This is a genomic window from Embleya sp. NPDC127516 (genome assembly GCF_044765325.1).
Lineage (GTDB): Bacteria > Actinomycetota > Actinomycetes > Streptomycetales > Streptomycetaceae > Embleya.
Genome location: NZ_JBIWJT010000044.1, coordinates 62154 through 78957 on the forward strand (window position 1 = coordinate 62154; position 16804 = coordinate 78957).

General features: G+C 72.3%; 11 protein-coding genes and 2 pseudogenes. 11 read left to right on the top strand and 2 right to left on the bottom strand.

The genetic code is table 11. The annotated features are described in order from the left end of the window. The first annotated feature begins 278 nt into the window (after positions 1-278). On the top strand, positions 279-449 hold the full coding sequence (locus tag ACIRL2_RS46460) for a hypothetical protein (protein ID WP_395872540.1): 171 nt from the start codon (positions 279-281) through the stop codon (positions 447-449). Positions 450-692: 243 nt separating this feature from the next. Here the strand turns inward: ACIRL2_RS46460 and ACIRL2_RS46465 are convergent, their stop codons facing one another. Further along, positions 693-1697: an RNA polymerase subunit sigma-70 gene (locus ACIRL2_RS46465; protein ID WP_402241051.1), complete on the bottom strand. Its 1005-nt coding sequence runs from the start codon at positions 1695-1697 to the stop codon at positions 693-695. Between the two features lie 131 nt (positions 1698-1828). Between ACIRL2_RS46465 and ACIRL2_RS46470 the strand changes: the two genes are divergently transcribed. Both ACIRL2_RS46470 and ACIRL2_RS46475 read left to right on the top strand, forming a co-directional pair. After that, on the top strand, positions 1829-2179 hold the full coding sequence (locus ACIRL2_RS46470) for a hypothetical protein (RefSeq protein WP_402241053.1): 351 nt from the start codon (positions 1829-1831) through the stop codon (positions 2177-2179). Beyond that, positions 2176-2841 carry a TIGR03086 family metal-binding protein gene (locus ACIRL2_RS46475; protein ID WP_402241054.1) on the top strand — a complete coding sequence of 222 codons (666 nt, stop codon included), beginning with the start codon at positions 2176-2178 and terminating at the stop codon, positions 2839-2841. The genes ACIRL2_RS46470 and ACIRL2_RS46475 overlap by 4 nt, the downstream gene beginning before the upstream one ends. Positions 2842-2980: 139 nt before the next feature. Here ACIRL2_RS46475 and ACIRL2_RS46480 read toward each other — a convergent pair. Next, a pseudogene (locus ACIRL2_RS46480) lies at positions 2981-4145 on the bottom strand (glycerate kinase). A 561-nt stretch (positions 4146-4706) separates the two neighbouring features. Here ACIRL2_RS46480 and ACIRL2_RS46485 point away from each other — a divergent pair. The 8 genes and pseudogenes from ACIRL2_RS46485 to ACIRL2_RS46520 form a co-directional block, all read left to right on the top strand. Then, on the top strand, positions 4707-6356 hold the full coding sequence (locus ACIRL2_RS46485; RefSeq protein ID WP_402241056.1) for a M14 family metallopeptidase: 1650 nt from the start codon (positions 4707-4709) through the stop codon (positions 6354-6356). Between the two features lie 210 nt (positions 6357-6566). Beyond that, complete coding sequence (locus ACIRL2_RS46490) at positions 6567-9458, top strand: AAA family ATPase (RefSeq protein WP_402241057.1); 2892 nt, start codon at positions 6567-6569, stop codon at positions 9456-9458. Positions 9459-9593: 135 nt separating this feature from the next. Beyond that, entirely contained in the window at positions 9594-10931 is a 1338-nt protein-coding gene (locus ACIRL2_RS46495; protein ID WP_402241059.1) for a hypothetical protein, read from the top strand. Between the two features lie 107 nt (positions 10932-11038). Then, on the top strand, positions 11039-12487 hold the full coding sequence (locus ACIRL2_RS46500; protein WP_402241061.1) for a hypothetical protein: 1449 nt from the start codon (positions 11039-11041) through the stop codon (positions 12485-12487). Continuing rightward, on the top strand, positions 12487-13764 hold the full coding sequence (locus ACIRL2_RS46505; protein ID WP_402241063.1) for a CHAT domain-containing protein: 1278 nt from the start codon (positions 12487-12489) through the stop codon (positions 13762-13764). The genes ACIRL2_RS46500 and ACIRL2_RS46505 overlap by 1 nt, the downstream gene beginning before the upstream one ends. Beyond that, a complete protein-coding gene (locus ACIRL2_RS46510) occupies positions 13761-15161 on the top strand; it encodes a hypothetical protein (protein WP_395872553.1) in 1401 nt (466 codons plus the stop codon). The genes ACIRL2_RS46505 and ACIRL2_RS46510 overlap by 4 nt, the downstream gene beginning before the upstream one ends. Positions 15162-15357: 196 nt before the next feature. Then, positions 15358-15687 (top strand): DUF2278 family protein, encoded by a 330-nt coding sequence (locus tag ACIRL2_RS46515; protein ID WP_402241065.1) that lies wholly within the window; start codon positions 15358-15360, stop codon positions 15685-15687. A 245-nt stretch (positions 15688-15932) separates the two neighbouring features. Continuing rightward, positions 15933-16804, top strand: a pseudogene (locus ACIRL2_RS46520) (peptidase M28); the annotation flags it as partial.

Consider the following 16804-nt stretch of genomic DNA (forward strand, 5'->3'; position numbering starts at 1 on the left):
ATCAGCCGTGCAAGCGGCGTTCGACGGCGCGTGTCCTCGCGCCGCTCCCCACGGACGAGGGACAACGGATAACGGATGCGCAGTCGCCGGAAGCCGTGCGGCCGGTGTGCTCCACGGCCCGGGCGAACCCATCGGGCTGCCCGTATCGCGCAATCCGGTTCGCTGCCCCGAACGGCTGCGGTGTGCCGTCCGGTTCGCCGTCCGGCCTCGGATATCATCGCTGTTCGAGGCCGGAAACGACTCCGGAAGATCATCGTTTCGGTCCCGGAGGGAACCCGATGCCCACCTCGCGCCACGAGGACCTGCGCGCCGCGATCACAAGCGCCCGGGAGGCCTTGGCCGCCCATCCCGACGCCGCCACGTCCCCGGCCCTGGCAGCCCTGATCACGGCCGCCGAGCCGTTCGCCAACTTCGCCCCGGCCGTGCCACCCCCGACCAAACGCCCGTAAACCGAACAGGGCTGGGGCTCGGCCACCTCCCTGGCCGTGCCCGGCGCGGGCACGCTCGGGCTCCAGGGCACCGAGGGCAAGCCGACGATGATGGACCACCTCGGCGGTGCGCGCGGATTCGGCGATGGTCCGGGGTCAGGGTCGGCGCAGCTCGGCTCGCAGGGTGCGGATGGGGCGTCCGCGCCAGGGGCAGCTCATCGGAGCACCGGACCCCGAACAACACGCCGCGGTGGCGCGGGCGGATCAGCCCACGGTTTCCGGGAGTTGGAACCGATGCGGCAGGTAGTCACCGAGGAACCACGTGACGGCGTGGATTCCGTGGTCGCCCACGGTGAGAACGATCAGCCCGGCCGCACGCGCGGTCGACTCGTCGGGCTCGGTGAGATGGCAGCCCAGGGCCGGCTGGGTATTGGCGCGGGTGGGGATCACCCGCAGGCGACGGCGTCCGCGCCAGGCGTGGAACGTGGTGAAGAAGGCCGCGATCGCCGCCGGGCCGTGGTACTCATGTGGTGCCGGTGGCATGGCCAGCCACGCGTCGTCGGTCAACAACGTCACGAGGCCGTCGATGTCGCCGGCCGTGAACGCGTCGGCGAAGCGCCGGGACAGCTCGCGCTCTCCCGGCGAGTCCGGAAGTGCCATTCGATCGCGGTCGATGCTGTGCCGGCGCAGCTGCGCACGAGCACGCTGCAAGGCGCCCTTGATGGCAGTCGTACTCGTCCCCAGCATGTCCGCGACCTCGTCGGCGGGATACCCCAGCACGTCACGCAGGACGAGGGTGGCGGCTTGGCGTGGCGGAAGGTGCTGCAGCCCTGCGACGAAGGCCAGTTCGATCGCTTCCCTGGAGTCGTAGCGGGCCTCGGGTCCCGGTGCCCGGTCGCTGATGTGCTCCAGGAGCGTGTCCGGACAGGGCTGCAACCAGGTCGTGTCGCTGCGGCGGGTGGGCTCGGGCGGAACGAACGGCGGCGTCGGCTCGGGCGGTCGGCGCCGACCGGCATCACGGACCGCGTTGAGGCTGCGGTTGGTGGCGATGCGATACAGCCACGTCCGCAGCGATGCCCGGCCGGCGAAACCGTCCAGGCCGCGCCACGCCGCGATCAGGGTCTCCTGGAGCATGTCCTCGGCATCGGTAAGCGACCCCAGGATCCGGTAGCAATGCACCAGAAGCTCGTGCCGATGCGGCTCGGTGAGCTCGCGAAACGCCTGCTCGTCCCCGGACCGCGCGCGGTCCAACGTGTCGTCCCGACTCACCGCGTCATCCTCCCACGGCAGCCGCCCCACCCGGATTCATCCGATCGAGACCGTTCCGTTTGCGGCGCCGGTGGTGTCTCGACAAGAGAAGGACCACAACACACACGAAAGGACGGCGACCGGCCATGGACATGGACGTATTCGAGCGCGCGAGTCGGACAGTGCTCGAAGAACATCCCGACGACGAGCGTGGCCTCATGTTGCACTCGCCGGGGCTGAAGATCGCCGGCAGGTTCTACGCGTTCGTCGCCGGCGACGGCCTCACCGTCAAGTTGGCTGCCACACGCGTGTCCGAACTCATCGCCATGGGCGTGGGCCGAGCCTGCGAACCCCGCCGTGGGCGGCCGATGAGGCAGTGGGTTCGCGTAACGCCCGCCGACGCGGATGCCTGCACCGCCTACCTGATAGAGGCGCGGACCTTCGTGGCCGGCCTCGACGACCGACGACCCGAAACTCCGAGTACACGGGGAGCAGAGCAGTGACCCACGAACCCGAATCCCATCACCTCGGAAACGTAGCGAACACCGACACCGATACCGAGCTCACCGATCCCACCAAGTTCACCAACCTCACCGATCTGGCCGTGGTCCTTCGAGCCGTCGGCAACCTGGTCGCCGACGTCCCGGAAAGCCAATGGCGCGCGCCCACCCCCTGCCCGGAGTGGGACGTACGCACACTCGTCAATCATCTGGTCCTCGGCAGCCACCTGTTCACCGCCGTTCTACGCGACGGGACGCGCGCCGCGCCCGACGCCTTGGACCCCACGGTCCGGGACATGCTCGGCGACCGTCCTGCGGCCGCCTACCGGAACGCCGCCGAGAACCTCCTCTCCGCGTTCGCGCAGCCGGGCGTGCGAACACGGGTCTTCCACCTCCCCGCCGGCGTCGTCCCGGGCATCGCCGCGGTACACCTGCGCACCGTCGAAGAGCTCGTCCACGGATGGGACCTCGCCCGGGCAACCGGGCGGCAACTCCGCTTCCCCGAGGACGTCGTCCAGCGGGAGCTCGCTTTCACCCGCGACAGACTCGTCGACGTCGCACCGGACCGGACCCCGTTCGCACCACCCCAACCGGCCCCGGACAACGCCCCGATTCTCGATCGACTCGCCGCTCTCCTGGGCCGCCCGGTCGTCCCGCCCCGCTGAAGACCGCCCTCGCCCCGCGCATCCGCAGCGCTCCACATCGGACGCAGGCGCCGCGCCCGACGCCACACGCCGACGAACGCGACCGGGATCCGTGGCCGTTCTCCGAGCCGTCCACGGATCCCGGTCCGCGCTACGGCCGCTACCTCGCGCGTGCCGTGGGCGACGCGGGGTCGGGGAGATGCTCGTGGGCGATCAGCCGCCCCATGGCCCGCAGCAGCGGGGCGGCGGCGGCGATGGAGCGTTCCGCGTCGGGTTCGAGGCCGGCCAGGGTGTAGCCGGCCCGGAATCCGGCCGCGGCGAGCTGATCGCGGGTCAGGCTCAGGCGTCCGCATACGGCGATCACGGGGACGCCGTGGAGGCCGGCGCGGCGGGCAACGCCCAACGGGGCCTTGCCCTGGAGGGTTTGCCGGTCCAAGGAGCCCTCCCCGGTCACCACCAGGGTGGCCGCGCGCAACTCCCGGTCGATCCCCACCGCGTCGAGGACGACGTCGACGCCGGGTCGGCACCGCGCGCCCAGGCCGACCAGCGCGCCGAAGCCGCTGCCGCCGGCGGCCCCGGCGCCCGGCAGGACCGCCAGGCGTGCGACCCCCGGACCCACGGTCCGCGTCAGGACCTCGAGCAAGCGCCCGAGTCCGGCCTCCAGGACGCCGACGTCCTCGGGCCCGGCGCCCTTCTGCGGTCCGTACATCGCCGCGGCCCCGCCGGGTCCCGACAAACGCGCGTCGACATCGGTGGCGAGGACGAATTCGGTGGCCGCCAGCCGCGGATCGAGGCCGGACAGGTCGACGTCGGCGAGGTCGCGCAGGGCCGCGCCGCCGTCGGGGATCACTCGCCCGCCGGCATCGGTGAACCGGGCCCCCAGCGCGCCGAGCAGTCCCGCTCCCCCGTCGGTGCAGGCACTGCCGCCCAGCCCCAGCACGACGGTGCGCGCACCGGTGTCCAGCGCCTTGCGCACGACCTCGCCGGCGCCCCTGCTGCTCGCGGTGAGCGGCGCGGGGACGTGGCCGGGCAGCAGCCCCAGTCCGGAACTCTGGGCGAGTTCCACCACGGCCGTGCTGCCACGCTGCGCATAGCAGGCGCGTACGGCCCGGCCGGTGGGGCCGCCGACGGTGACCACGCGGCGCCGGAAGCCGCAATGGACCAGGGCGCACGGTGCCCTCGCCACCGTCGGCGACGGGCAGGCCGCTCACCGACAGGCCGGGGCGGGCACGGCGCAGTCCGGCCGCGAGATGCCGGACCACCTCCGCCGCGCCGAGCGAGCCCTTGTAGGAGTCGACGGAGACCAGGTTCGGGCCGCCGTGCAGGTTGAGCACCAGCGGAAGCGGCCCGTCGGCGTCCGGGGGTCGGCATGCCCACAGTTGCAGGGGGTGCCGTCGGTGGAGTGCACGGTGTGCGAGCCGGCGCGGACGCCCGGCACCAGGGGGGGTAGGCGCGTCGGCCGGGAGTATCTCCCCCGTCCGGCGGTCGACGTGCAGCACGGTCAACGGCTCGTCGAAGCGCTGGCGTCACCCGATCGCACGCGCCCGAACGAAGGTTTGCCTCGGCCCGGCGGCAACGGTCCGGCGCATCCCCCACCCGCGCACCCCCCGCGGAAACCCTCCCCCGAACCGGCGGGGCGACAAGGGTTTTCCCTGATTCGCGCTCCGGGGTCGGATGATTACCCTTTGATAGCGGTCCCCTCGACCTCCGGTGCCGCGGTGCCGAGCACGTCCCCCGTACCGAATCGCCTCCGGCGCGCGCCATCGCGCGCCGTGCGATCCGCCCGAGCGGCCTGTCGTCGGCCTCCCACCGACGGCGTCCGTCGACACACGACGCAATCCCTCCGGCATCGGAGCGCTCCGATGCCGCCACGAGGAGGTACACGTGTGAAACGCAAACGCCTGTCCGTCCTGACGGCTGCCTTCACCGTCGCTCTCGCGATGGTCGCGGTCAACCCCGACCCCGCCGTCGGCGAGAAGGCACCGTCGTCCGCGGATGCCACGACGTCGGCCGAGTACAGCGTCGTCGGCGTGCGAACCACCCAACAGCGCAGCGCCATCGCGGCGACGGGCGCCGCCGTCAACGGTGTCGAGGACAGCCGCCTGTCGATCACCGCGACCCCGGAGGAGGTCCGGCGGATCAGGGCGCTCGGCTTCACCGTGAACGCGGAGGCCCCGCCCGCCCCCGGCGGCCGGATCAACCGGGACTTCCCGCCCGCGGACTCCGGCTACCACAACTACGCGGAGATGGTCACCGAGATCGACAAGGCGGTCGCCAACCACCCGACGCTGATCACGAAGCAGGTCATCGGGCGCTCCTACGAGGGTCGCGACCTGTACGTGCTGAAGATCTCGGACAACGTGACGGTCGACGAGGCGGAACCGGAGGTGTTGTTCACCCACCACCAACACGCCCGGGAGCACCTGACCGTCGAAATGGCTCTCTACCTGGTCAAGTTGCTCGGTGACGGCTATGCCGGCGACCCGCGGATCAAGGCGCTGGTGGACAGCCGCGAGATCTGGATCATGCCCGATGTCAACCCGGACGGAGGCGAGTTCGACATCGCCACCGGTTCGTACCGAAGCTGGCGCAAGAACCGGCAGCCCAACTCCGGTTCCAGCAACGTCGGTACCGACCTCAACCGCAACTGGAACTACAAGTGGGGCTGTTGCGGCGGATCCTCGGGCAGCACGGGCAGTGAGACCTATCGCGGACCCAGGGCCGAATCCGCGCCCGAGGTCAAGGCCGTGACCGACTGGGTGAAGAGCCGCGTCGTCGGCGGAAAGCAGCAGGTGACCGCGGCGATCGACTTCCACACCTACAGCGAACTGGTGTTGTGGCCCTTCGGTTGGACGTACGACGAGGTCGTGCCCGGCATGACCGCCGACGAGTACAACACGTTCGCCACCATCGGCCGGGCCATGGCGGCGACCAACCGCTACACCCCCGAGCAGTCGTCCGACCTCTACATCACGGACGGCTCGATCGACGACTGGCTGTGGGGCGATCAACGCATCTACGCCTACACGTTCGAGATGTATCCCGCGTCGGGCAACGGTGGCTTCTATCCGCCCGACGAGGTCATCGATCGCGAGACGTCCCGGAACAAGGCCGCCGTCCTGCATCTGCTCGACTACGCGGACTGTCCCCCACGCGCCATCGGCAAGACCTGCGGCGGGGAGCCGCCCGGCACCACGTTCGAGAACACCAACGACGTGGCCATCCCCGACAACGGCGCGGCCATCTTCAGCGACATCGCCGTCACCGGTGTACCGGGCAACGCGCCCGCCGGACTCAAGGTCGGCGTCGACATCAAGCACACCTGGCGCGGTGATCTGACCATCGACCTCGTCGCACCGGACAACTCCGTCTACCGACTCAAGAACTCCAGTGCCAACGACTCGGCGGACAACGTCATCACCACCTACACCGTCGACGTCTCCGGCGAAGTCGCCAACGGCACCTGGCGGTTGAAGGTGCAGGACGTCGCCTCCGCCGACACCGGCAAGATCGACTCCTGGAAGGTCACCTTCTGAGCGGGTGCCTCGGCGGTTTCCCGTTCGCACGGCCTCGGCCCGGCCCGATTCCCCATCGGGTCGGGCCGGACCGCGTGCGGGGCGGCGATCTCCCACCGACCCGGCGCGGCACGCACGGCCCGAACGGCCCACACCCATCCACGGGGTTGATGCCGGACATGCCCGATGGCTAGGGTTCAGTCCGGAATTCCCCCTCTGCCGGGAGAGACGATGGCCGACCAGGTCGCCGGCTCCGCCGAAACCCTCGACCCGCCGTCGGCTCCCTTGGTGGGTCGGGCCGCACTGCTCGCCTCCGTCGAGTCGCGGATCGCCGCCGGTGGCAGCGTGGTGCTGACCGGATCGAGCGGCATCGGCAAGACCACCGTGATCGGCGCCGTGTGCGGATCGGCCACGGCCCGCGGCGAGAACGTCCTGCGCACGAGTGGCACCGAGATCGGTCGGCGGGTCCCCTATTCCGGGCTGGCCGCTCTGCTGCATCGTGTTCCGCCCGAACTGCCGGCCGCGCTGGCACCGGCGCAACGCTCCGTCGTGGGCGACCTGCTCGCGGGCGAACACACCCGGATGTGCCCCGAGGCGTTCCCCCGGGTCCGCCCGCCGTGGGAGGGCCGGTTGTCCGGAGCCCGATTCCACGACCTGTGCGGGCAGGCCTGGCAGGAGCTGCTCGAACGTTCCTCCGCGCTCTTCCCGACCCTGGTGGTGGTCGACGACGCGCACTGGCTCGACGCGGCCTCGGCCGACGTCCTCACACACGCACTGCACCACCTGGCCGGCACCGACGTGCGGGCGCTGGTCGCCGGCGGGTGGCCCGAGCGGGGTACGGCCGCGGACGGCGAGGACCTGCCCTGGCTGACCGCGCCGATCGCGGTCGAGGTGGCCGTACCGCCGCTGCCGGCGGAAGACCTGGTCGAACTCTTCGACCGGCACGGCGTACCCGCACGTGTCGCGAACAAGTTGCACGCGGATTCCGGCGGCAACCCGTACCTGGCCCTGGCCCTGGCGGGCGGACCCGCGGATCGGGCCCCACGCCACGGCCGACCCGCGCCGTTGCCGCATCGGGTGCGCGCGTTGATCGGCGAGCGCGTCGCGCGCCTGTCCGCACAGACCCGCGAGACGTTGCTCGTCGCGGCGCTGACCACCCGCCCGACCCTCGAACTGCTGCTGCGCGCGGGCCGCGCGGACGCCGAGTACGACATCCGGGTCGCCGCCGCCACCGGGCTCGTGGTCGGCGAGGGAGGGCAGATCAGGTTCACGCCGCCGGCCGTGGCCGGCGTGCTCGCCGAGTCCGCGCGTGCCGACCATCGCGCGAGGCTGCACTCGGCCCTGGCCACGGTGGTCACCGACGCCGCCGCGCGCGTCCGGCATCGGGCACTCGTCTGCGCGGACCCGAACGCGGAGCTCGCCCGGGAGTTGGAGAGCACCGCCGCCCAGGCCCGCCGGCGCGGGTCCCGCCGGCTCGCCGCCGAGCTGTATCTGCTGGCTGCGGAGCGCACCCCCGCCGAGTTGGACGGCCGGCGACTGGATCGGCTGGTCGCCGCGGCGGAGGTGGGTGCCACCGCCGGGTTGTCGGAGGTCGTGCACCGGGCGGCGGACGCGGTGCTGGCCGCCGACGCGCCGGCCGCGCAGCGCGTGCGCGTGCGCATGGCGTTGATCGATCTCGCCGGCCAAGGGCTGTCGGACATGGACGAGTTGTTCGCCGCGGCCCTGCTCGACGCGGGCGAGGATCCGGCCCTGACCGGGCCGTTGCGGCTGCGCCGCTCGTGGGCGGCGATGGTGGCGGGCGATCACGAACGCAGCGCCCACCACGCCGACTCGGCGATCGCCTTGGCCCGTACGGCCGGCGACCGGGCCACCGAGTCGATGGCGTTGGCCGTGACGGCGATGACCGCGCGGGCCACCGGACGCGCCGACCACCGGCTGCACATGGACCGCGCGCTGGCGCTGCCGGAACCCGAACTCGACGGCCGGTTGCACATGACGCCGCGCTTCGTGGCCGCGCGATTCGCGGTCTTCGACGACCGGCTCGACGACGCCCGGCACGACCTGCTCGCCATGCTCGCCCGGACCGAGGGCGGCACCGGCGAGGAGATCGTCGCCGTCCTGCGCTCATTGTCCGACGTGTCCGCGCGCCTGGGCCGGTGCGCGGACGCGCTGCACTTCGCGGACCGGGCGATACGGATCGCCGAGGATTCCGGTCTGAGCCCGGGACCGGGTTGGTACAACGGCGCGATCGCCGAACTCGCCGGTGGCAGCGTGGCGCGGGCCGGGGCGTACGCGCAACGCGGTGTGCGTGCCTCGGAGCAGGAGGGCGACTCGATCTTCCTGGAGCGCCATCTGCACGTCCTGGGACAGGCGCGGTTGCGCGCCGGCGACCTGTGCGGCGGCATCGCGGCGCTGCGGCGGATCGCCGACCCGACGCGGGACCGGCGGGTGTCCCCGCCGTCGATGTTGCGCTGGCACGGGGATCTGGCCTCCGCGCTGGCACTCGGGGGCCGGCTCGACGAATCGGAGCAGGTGATCCGGTCGGCCCGACAGGCACTGGACCCCGCCGACCGCGGGCGGGGCACGAGTGCGCACCTCGACCGGGCGGAGGCGGTGCTGTGCGCCGCTCGGGGCGACGTGGGGCGCGCCGTGGAGTTGCTCGACCACGCCACGCAGGTCTTCGAGGTCCTGCACCAGCCGCTGGAGGCGGGCCACTGCCTGTTGGTCCGGGGCCGGATCGAGCGCAGCCGCCGCCGGCACGCCGCCGCGCGCACCGCCGGGGCGCAGGCGTTGGCGCTGTTCACCCGGTACGACGCACGGCCGTGGATGGAGCAGGCACGTCGTACGCTCGCCGGGCCGCCGGCAGCGGGTGGGCCGCCGACCGGCCCGCCGCGCTCCGATGCCGCCGCGGCGTTCGCGACGCTGACCGCGACCGAGGAGCGGGTGGCGCGGCTGGTCGCGCAGGGGGCGAGCAATCGAGAGGCGGCGGCGGCCCTGTTCCTCAGCGTGAAGACGGTCGAGGCGTCACTGACCCGCATCTACCGCAAGTTCGCCGTGCGTTCGCGCACGCAACTCGGCTCGCACCTGCACGACGCGTTGGGCCTGCCGGAGCCTCCCCGCTGACCGGCCGTTCCATGCCCCGAGCGGCGTCTCGTCCCTCCCGTCGTGCCGATCCTGCCCCGTTTGCCCCGCTCCTCGGGAAGGTGAACCATGGAGAGGGATCGCCATGCGACCATCGCACGCACTTGGAGGCGGACGATGTCGGGTCCTTTTCAACAGTTTCCGCTCGACGGGGGCTCGACCGCGGATCTGTATCTGCTCCGCTACGACAAGGACGGCGGACTGCGCAGCCCGGTCGCCGAGCAGGAGATCAAGGATCGGCTCGCCGGGGTCGGCGACGTCTTCCTGTTCTCCCACGGGTGGAACAACATCTTCGCGCAGGCCCTCGATCGTTATCGCAGTTTCATCAGCGGGTTCATCGCCCAGCGGCAACAGTTCGGGGTTCCGGTTCCACCGGACTACAGGCCGTTGCTGATCGGCGTCATCTGGCCCTCGACGAGTTTCGTCATGCCGTGGGAGGCGGGCCCGAACATCGCGGCCGATCCGGATCCCGACGGGGCACAGGCGCGCCAGGTGGAGGAGATGCTCGGTCTGGTCACCGAGTCCCTGGACGCCGCGGCGGACCCGGAGTTCGTCGAGTTGGTGGACGGGCGCTCGACGATCGACTCCGATGCCGCGCTGCGTGCGGCGGAGATCGTGCTCGACGCGCTGCGGGCCGGCCCCGATCCGGACGATGGTTGGCCACCGCCCACGGCGAAGGAATTGCTCACCGTCTGGGCGGCGTTGGACGGCGCCGAGTCCGCGGCACCGCCCGTCGATCCGGACGACTTCGGCGTCGCGGGCGGTACGTCGCCGGGTCTGCTCGTCGCCGGTGGCGGGGGTTTCGATCCCCGCAGTCTGTTGCGCACGGCCACCGTGTGGAAGATGAAGGCTCGCGCGGGTGAGGTGGGGAACAACGGGGTGGGTCCGCTCGTGGCGCACATCCTGCGCGAGAGCGGGGTCCAGCTGCATCTGGTCGGCCACTCCTTCGGCGCGAAGGTGTTGTTGTCCGCGCTCGCGTCCGCCGCCCCGAACCGTCCCGCCCGGTCGATGTTGTTGTTGCAGGCCGCCGTCAACCGCTGGTGCTTCGCGGCGGACGTCGCCGGCACCGGACGCCCCGGCGGCTACCACGCGGTCCCGGAATCGGTGGAAAGGCCGTTGCTCACCACGTTCTCCGCGTTCGACGACCCGCTGACCAAGTTCTTCCATCTCGCGATGCGCGGAAGTCAACTGGGCGAACCGGGCGTCGCAGCAATCGGCGATCCCGAACTGTACGGTGCGCTGGGCGGGTTCGGCCCGGGCGGGGTGGAGGGGATCTCCGCCCGTCGCCCGGCGGCCGTCCCCGGTGCGGAACGCTACGACCTCGGCGGCGGGTTGCGCGTGATCGCCGTGGACGGCGGGGTCGAGATCGACGGGAAGCCGGCCATCACCGGGCACGGCGAGGTGAGCAACCCGGCCACGTGGTGGGCCATGCACGCGCTCGTGCGACCCGACTGAAGTGCGGTACGGGCACGCCGTGCCCCGACGCGCCCACGACCCCGACCGTGGCCGGGCGACGGCACGACGGCCGGGAACACACGCGGCCCGCGTCGAAGGGAGCGATGATGGCCGAGGCTCTCATCGAGCGATGGCGTCTGGCGGTGCTGCGGGTACGGCTCGACCTGGCGCGGTCCTCGCCGATCGCGGCGGCCGAGCTGGTCGGATATCCCGCCGACGGCGCCACGACCTATTGGCGCGCCGACTTCGACTACGGCGCATTCGGGCTCTCCGAGGGCACCGGGCCGCCGACGCGCCTGGTGGTGCCCCCCGACCTGGTCGAGGCCGTCACACACTGCCTGGACGCGGACCTCGGGGCGGATACCGCACTGTGGTTGCGGCTGGTGCCCCCGTACGGCCACCTGGGCGCCGTACCGTGGGAGGCCGCCCTCGTACCGGCCACCGGTCGTCCGCTCGTGCGCGTTCCCGATCAACTGCCGCCGGGATCCGACCCTGGTCGGGTGTGGACCGTGGCCGTCGCCGTGTCCGTGGCACCAAACGCGCCCTGGGTCGCCGGCTATCTCTCGTCGTTCGTCTCGTCCCTGCGCTCCGCCGTCGCGAGTGACGTGGATGTGCACGTGTTCACCGACCCGGGCGCCGAACAGGCGTTGCGTAGGCTGCTGCACGAGGGTCCGGACGAACCGCGGGTCCATCTGCACGACTCCCGGAACGCCGTGTGGCTCGATCGCTCGGGGCAACACGACCCACACGCCGGCGGCGACGTACTCCCCGCGCCGGGGCGGGTGTTGTGGGGGGACTGGATCACCGCGGGGCTCGACGGCCGCGCGGTGCGGGCGCTGCACATCGTCACGGACGGCGCCTTCGACGGTGATCGCCCCGTGCTGTCGGTGAGCGCCGATCCCGCCGTGCCCACCGCGCGATCCGGTCGCGCGTACGTGAGCGCGGACCGCGTGCGGCGCCTCGCCGACCGCGTCGGCGCGTCCGTGTTGTCCTTCGGCTCTCCCCCGGGCAATCCCTGCGACGCGGCCACCCGGATCATCGCCGACCACGTCGGTCTGCGGCGTGCGGGGCCGACTCTCTACAGCGCGTTGCCGCTGGATCCGGCCGGATACGCCTTGGCCCAGGCACACGCGTTCGTCGCCGGCGCCCCGGGATCGGTGCCGATACCGCGCGACCCCTCGCTGTTCGCGTACCTCCAGCCGGAGTTCGTCCAGGCCGCGCTCCAGGACCCCTGGCCCGATCCGGACCGGCCCGGCCAGACCTGGCTCAGCGGGCGGGCACCCATCGGGGATTCGGCGACCAGCGGGGCGATCCTGCCGAACGCGCTCGGCGTGGCCGGGGGCGACGCGATCACCGCGCGCTACGCGGACGCCGATTCGGTGCCGATGTGGGTTGCCGCGTCCACGCGTTACATCGAGAACCAGGTGGCCGCGCTGGTCCGTACGGCGGGCGTGCCGGGTGAGACGCCGGCCGCGAAGCAGGCCTACGACCTCGGGGTCGGGCAGGCCATCGCCGAACTGCGCGCCCTCGTCGACCGGCGGATGCGGGAGTCGTGATGCGTACCGTCCTGGGCTTCGAACCGTTCGGCGACAGCACCGTGCTCAAGTTGCGGGAGGCGCCCGCGGACATCCCGGGGCTGGGCACCAATGAACTCACCGACGTCACCGACCCGGGCGGCCCGATCGCCTCGCGCGGCGCGGCCCTGCTGGAGCGGCTCCTGCGCCATCCGGTGGTGAGTCGAGGGCTGGACGTCGCCCTGGCGCAGAAGCCGGCCGCCGGACCGGGGCCGCTGTACCTGCATCTGGTCTCCAACCAGGCCGATCAACTGCCCTGGGAGCAACTGCTGTCCGCGCCACAGGGTTTCATCGCCCTCGACGCCCGCTGGCCGATCGCCCGCATCGCCGCCATCCGCAGCCCCGTCGATCGCCGCACGTTCGCTCCACCGCTGACCATCGTCGCCGTGTTGTCCGCGGCGCTGCGCAGTGGCGTGCCCCAGCTCCAGGCACTGCTGGCCGCCACCGCGCTGCCCGACGCCCGGGCGCTCGACACCCACCTGCACGTGATCAGCGCCGAAAAGGCCGTGCTGGATGCCGTCATGGCGACCGGACTACCCGAGGTCACCGCCGAGGCGATGCCCGGATCCGCCCCGGAGCTGGCCAGGCGGATCACCGCGGCCCGGCCGCACATCGTGCACCTGTTGTGTCACGGCGGGGCCTCCGCCGGTGTGCGCACGCTGGCCTTCGCGCACACCGCCGACGTCGACGCCGGCGAACCGGTCGGCTCCGTGCAGTTGAAGCTGCCGGACCTGGTGGTCGCGTTGTTGCCGTGCTCGCCGTGGCTGGTCGTACTCGGGGCCTGCCAGACGGCACAGACCTCGGACACGCTCTCCCTCGCCCACGAGCTGGTCTCGCACGGATTGCCCGCCGTCGCGGGCATGCGCAGGCTGATCGACCTCAACGACACCGACCGGTTCTGCGCCGCGCTGTACCCGGAGGTGATCGCCACTGTCCGGACCGCTGTGAAGGATGCCGGGGAGCACGAGATCGACTGGGCCGCGACCTTGACCGCGCCGCGCCAGGCGATGGCGCAGGCCGATCCGACCCTGACCGACTCGTGGTCGGATCCGGTGCTCTACGTGCAGGACAATCCGCTGCGGATCGTCTCGAGTTCCGCGCTCGGTGTGTCCGACACGGCGAACCTGCAGGGGCAGCTCGACACGTTCGAGCGGTTCCGCGCGACGCTCGACCCGACCACCGCCGACCCGGGCCTGGTCGAGCGGGTCGACGCGCTGATCGCCGGACTGCGGGCCCGATTGGCCGGTGGTGATCCGTGACTCTGCCATCCGACATCCAGCTCAACGCCTGGACCGGGGACGAGGTGGCGCGAGCCACAACGGGTGAGGACGCGGCAAGCTGGGGTGCCAAAACGCGCGGCATCCCGCGTTCGCAGGCCGTGCTCCCGTTCGGCCCGCCGGTCGATCCGCGCGACTGGCGCTCGGCCGACGTCGGCTACGGGATCCTGCTCCCGGACAGCACCGATCCGAATCTGTCCGATGCCGCGAAAGCGGCCGGCGAGGACGCCGCGGCACCGATCCGCGAACTGCTGGCGGCCCGGCCGGACACCGTGGTGTTGCGCTGGAGCCCGGACCTGCCCGGCCACCTCCTGCGCCGCTACTTCGCGCACGACCGGCCGCAGGAACCGGCCATCGGGTTGTCCGAGTTCGGCACCGGCCGGGGCCGGCTCCCGAGGTACGTGGCGATCGTCGGCGGCCCCGAGGTGATCCCCTGGTCCGTGCAGTACACCCTGGGCACCCGGCACCTGGTCGGGCGCATCCCCCTGTCCGGGGAGCCGTTGGCCCACTACGCGCACGCCCTGCTCACGGACTGGAACGAGGCACCGGCCCGCACGGATCGGGCGCTGGCCTGGACGGTCGACCACGGTCCCACCGACATCACGGCGTTGATGCGCGCGGTGATCGCGTCGCCGCTGGCCGATCGGCTCACGCCGCCCCCGCTCGCGCAGTTCCGCAATCTCACGGCGGCCGAGGCCACCGGCGCGGCGCTGCCGGCCGCCCTGGCCGAGATCCGCCCCGGACTGCTCGCGACCTCCAGCCACGGTCGGACCGGACCGCTGGGCAACCCCGCCGAGATGCGCGCCACGCTCGGGCTGCCGGTCGACGGCACGCACACCACGGTGCCGCTGGACACGCTGTGCGACGCCGTGCCCGGTGGCTGCGTCTGGTACGCCCAGGCGTGCTGTTCGGCCGGCGCGGCGGGCGAGAGCTTCTACGCCGGCCTGCTTCCGGTCGGCAGTTCCGCCTTCGGCACGGTCGAGGCCGTCGCGGGCCTGGGCACGATGGTGGCACCCGCGGCTTTGCGACTGCTCGGTCGGCAGGACCCGGTGCGGGCCGTGCTCGGGCATGTCGAACCGACCTTCAGTTGGACGCTGCAGGTCGAGGACACCGGCCAGGGGCTCGGCGGGCGCTTGGTCTCCGCGCTGTCCACGCACCTGTACGCGGGCGAGCCGCTGGGCTTGGCGCTGGCCGAATACCGGGCCGACGTCGGCGAGTTGCACACCCGCTGGGCCCGACTGCGGGAGGCGTTGGCGGGCGGCGACACGTCGGTCCGCGAGACGTTGACCAGGCTGCGCGTCTCGGCCCTGGACCGCCAGAGCCTGGTGCTGTTGGGCGATCCCACCGTGGCCCTGCCCGCGTTGACCCACCAACCGTGACCCGACCTCCTCGACGGGCGCGGCGACCACCGGCCTCGATGTGCCGTGCGGCTCGACCGATCGGCGCCGCGCGGAGGGGTGCACGATCGGGTGCGGGTCGCCGTCGCCCGGTGTGTCGCGCCCGGTTCCGGTGTGCCCCACCGCCACGATGGCCGGGTCCGCCCGGCGCGGTCCGGGCCCGGGGGAAGGGATGCCCATGCCACTGCGGAACTACGGAGTGCCGGCCGCGCGGGCGGTGGCGCGCGTACGCGAAGGCGCCACCGACACGCCGCACTACCAGATTCATCTGACCGACGACGCGGGCACCGCGTACCGTGCGGCGATCAACGTGCTGTCCACGCAAGCGCCGTCCGAGCTGCTCCGGTCATCACACGCGAAGGGGCGACGCAGCGCGCGTCGCCCCTTCGACGCGTGCTCCGGGTGCGCCGTACCGGTTGCCGCGTCGCGCGCCCATGCGATGGCCTGTTCGTTGGCACCCTGGGATTCCGGAGCCGAGGCGCACTCGTGCCCGTCAAAGGCCGGCTGATTCCACGCCGACGATGCCCGAAATCCCGCGCGCCGCGCGCGGGTTCCGCGTGGGGCGCCGGAGCCGGCGCCGATTTGACAGAACTAGCCGGATATCGCCGACGGCTTCACCGCCTCCCCTTGCCCGTGTGAGTGTTTCGCTCGCTCGGGCACGCAGCCTGCCTGCACGGTCACCCGCGTCACTCACAAGGCGGACGCGGCGCGGACCGGCGACGTGGTCGAGTCTCCCCCACCCAAGGAGTCTCGATGAACCGCAGAACGACCACGGCCGGGACCGTCCTGGCCATGCTCGCCGGCCTGGCCATCGGCACCGCCGGCCCGTCCTCGGCCGGAGCCGACCCCTCCCCTCCCCCCGCCGGCTCCCAGGCACTCGCGGTATCCGCCGCCGACCGGGCGGCCGCCGGCGGCCTGGACGCCCTCGCCAAGGGCCCGGACGAGCAGTACGAACGCCAATTCGTCACGCCGTGGGTCAACGACCTGTACTCCGTCGCGTACCAGCGCACCTACCGCGGCCTCCCGGTCGTCGGCGGGGACGCGGTCGTGCTGGCCGACGGCCAGGGCCGGGTCCGCTCGACCCAGTCCGCCACCGGAACACGGGTCGCGGTCACCACCCAGCCGACCGTGACGGCCGGCGCCGCCGAGAGCACGTCCAAGGCGCAACTCCCGGTCGTGGACAAGGTCGACTCGCACCGCCTGGTGGTCCGGGTCAAGGACGACAAGAGCGCGCTCGCCTGGGAGACCGTGCTGGTCGGTCGTACCGCCACCGCGCCCAGCAGGCTGCACGTATTCGTCGACGCGAGCACCGGAGCGGTGCTCGACAGCTACGACGACGTCCGCGCCGGCAGCGGCAACAGCCAGTGGAACGGGCCGAACCCGCTCACCATCCAGACCAGTGGCTCGGGCAGTTCCTTCTCCCTACGCGACACCACCCGCCCCGGTCTGTCCTGCGCGGACTACAGCACCGGCCAGGTCTTCACCAAGTCCACCGACTCCTGGGGCAACGGCCAGGCCACCAGTAAAGAGACCGGCTGCGTCGACGCCATGTGGGGCGCGCAGAAGGAATGGAACATGCTCCGCGACTGGCTCGGTCGCAACGGGCACAACGGCAACGGCGGAAG

Excerpts from the sequence above, each read along its gene's own strand:
- ACIRL2_RS46460 (WP_395872540.1), top strand. The coding sequence starts at position 279 with ATGCCCACCTCGCGCCACGAGGACCTGCGCGCCGCGATCACAAGCGCC.
- ACIRL2_RS46505 (WP_402241063.1), top strand. The coding sequence starts at position 12,487 with ATGCGTACCGTCCTGGGCTTCGAACCGTTCGGCGACAGCACCGTGCTC.
- ACIRL2_RS46470 (WP_402241053.1), top strand. The coding sequence starts at position 1,829 with ATGGACGTATTCGAGCGCGCGAGTCGGACAGTGCTCGAAGAACATCCC.
- ACIRL2_RS46500 (WP_402241061.1), top strand. The coding sequence starts at position 11,039 with ATGGCCGAGGCTCTCATCGAGCGATGGCGTCTGGCGGTGCTGCGGGTA.
- ACIRL2_RS46490 (WP_402241057.1), top strand. The coding sequence starts at position 6,567 with ATGGCCGACCAGGTCGCCGGCTCCGCCGAAACCCTCGACCCGCCGTCG.
- ACIRL2_RS46515 (WP_402241065.1), top strand. The coding sequence starts at position 15,358 with ATGCCACTGCGGAACTACGGAGTGCCGGCCGCGCGGGCGGTGGCGCGC.
- ACIRL2_RS46495 (WP_402241059.1), top strand. The coding sequence starts at position 9,594 with ATGTCGGGTCCTTTTCAACAGTTTCCGCTCGACGGGGGCTCGACCGCG.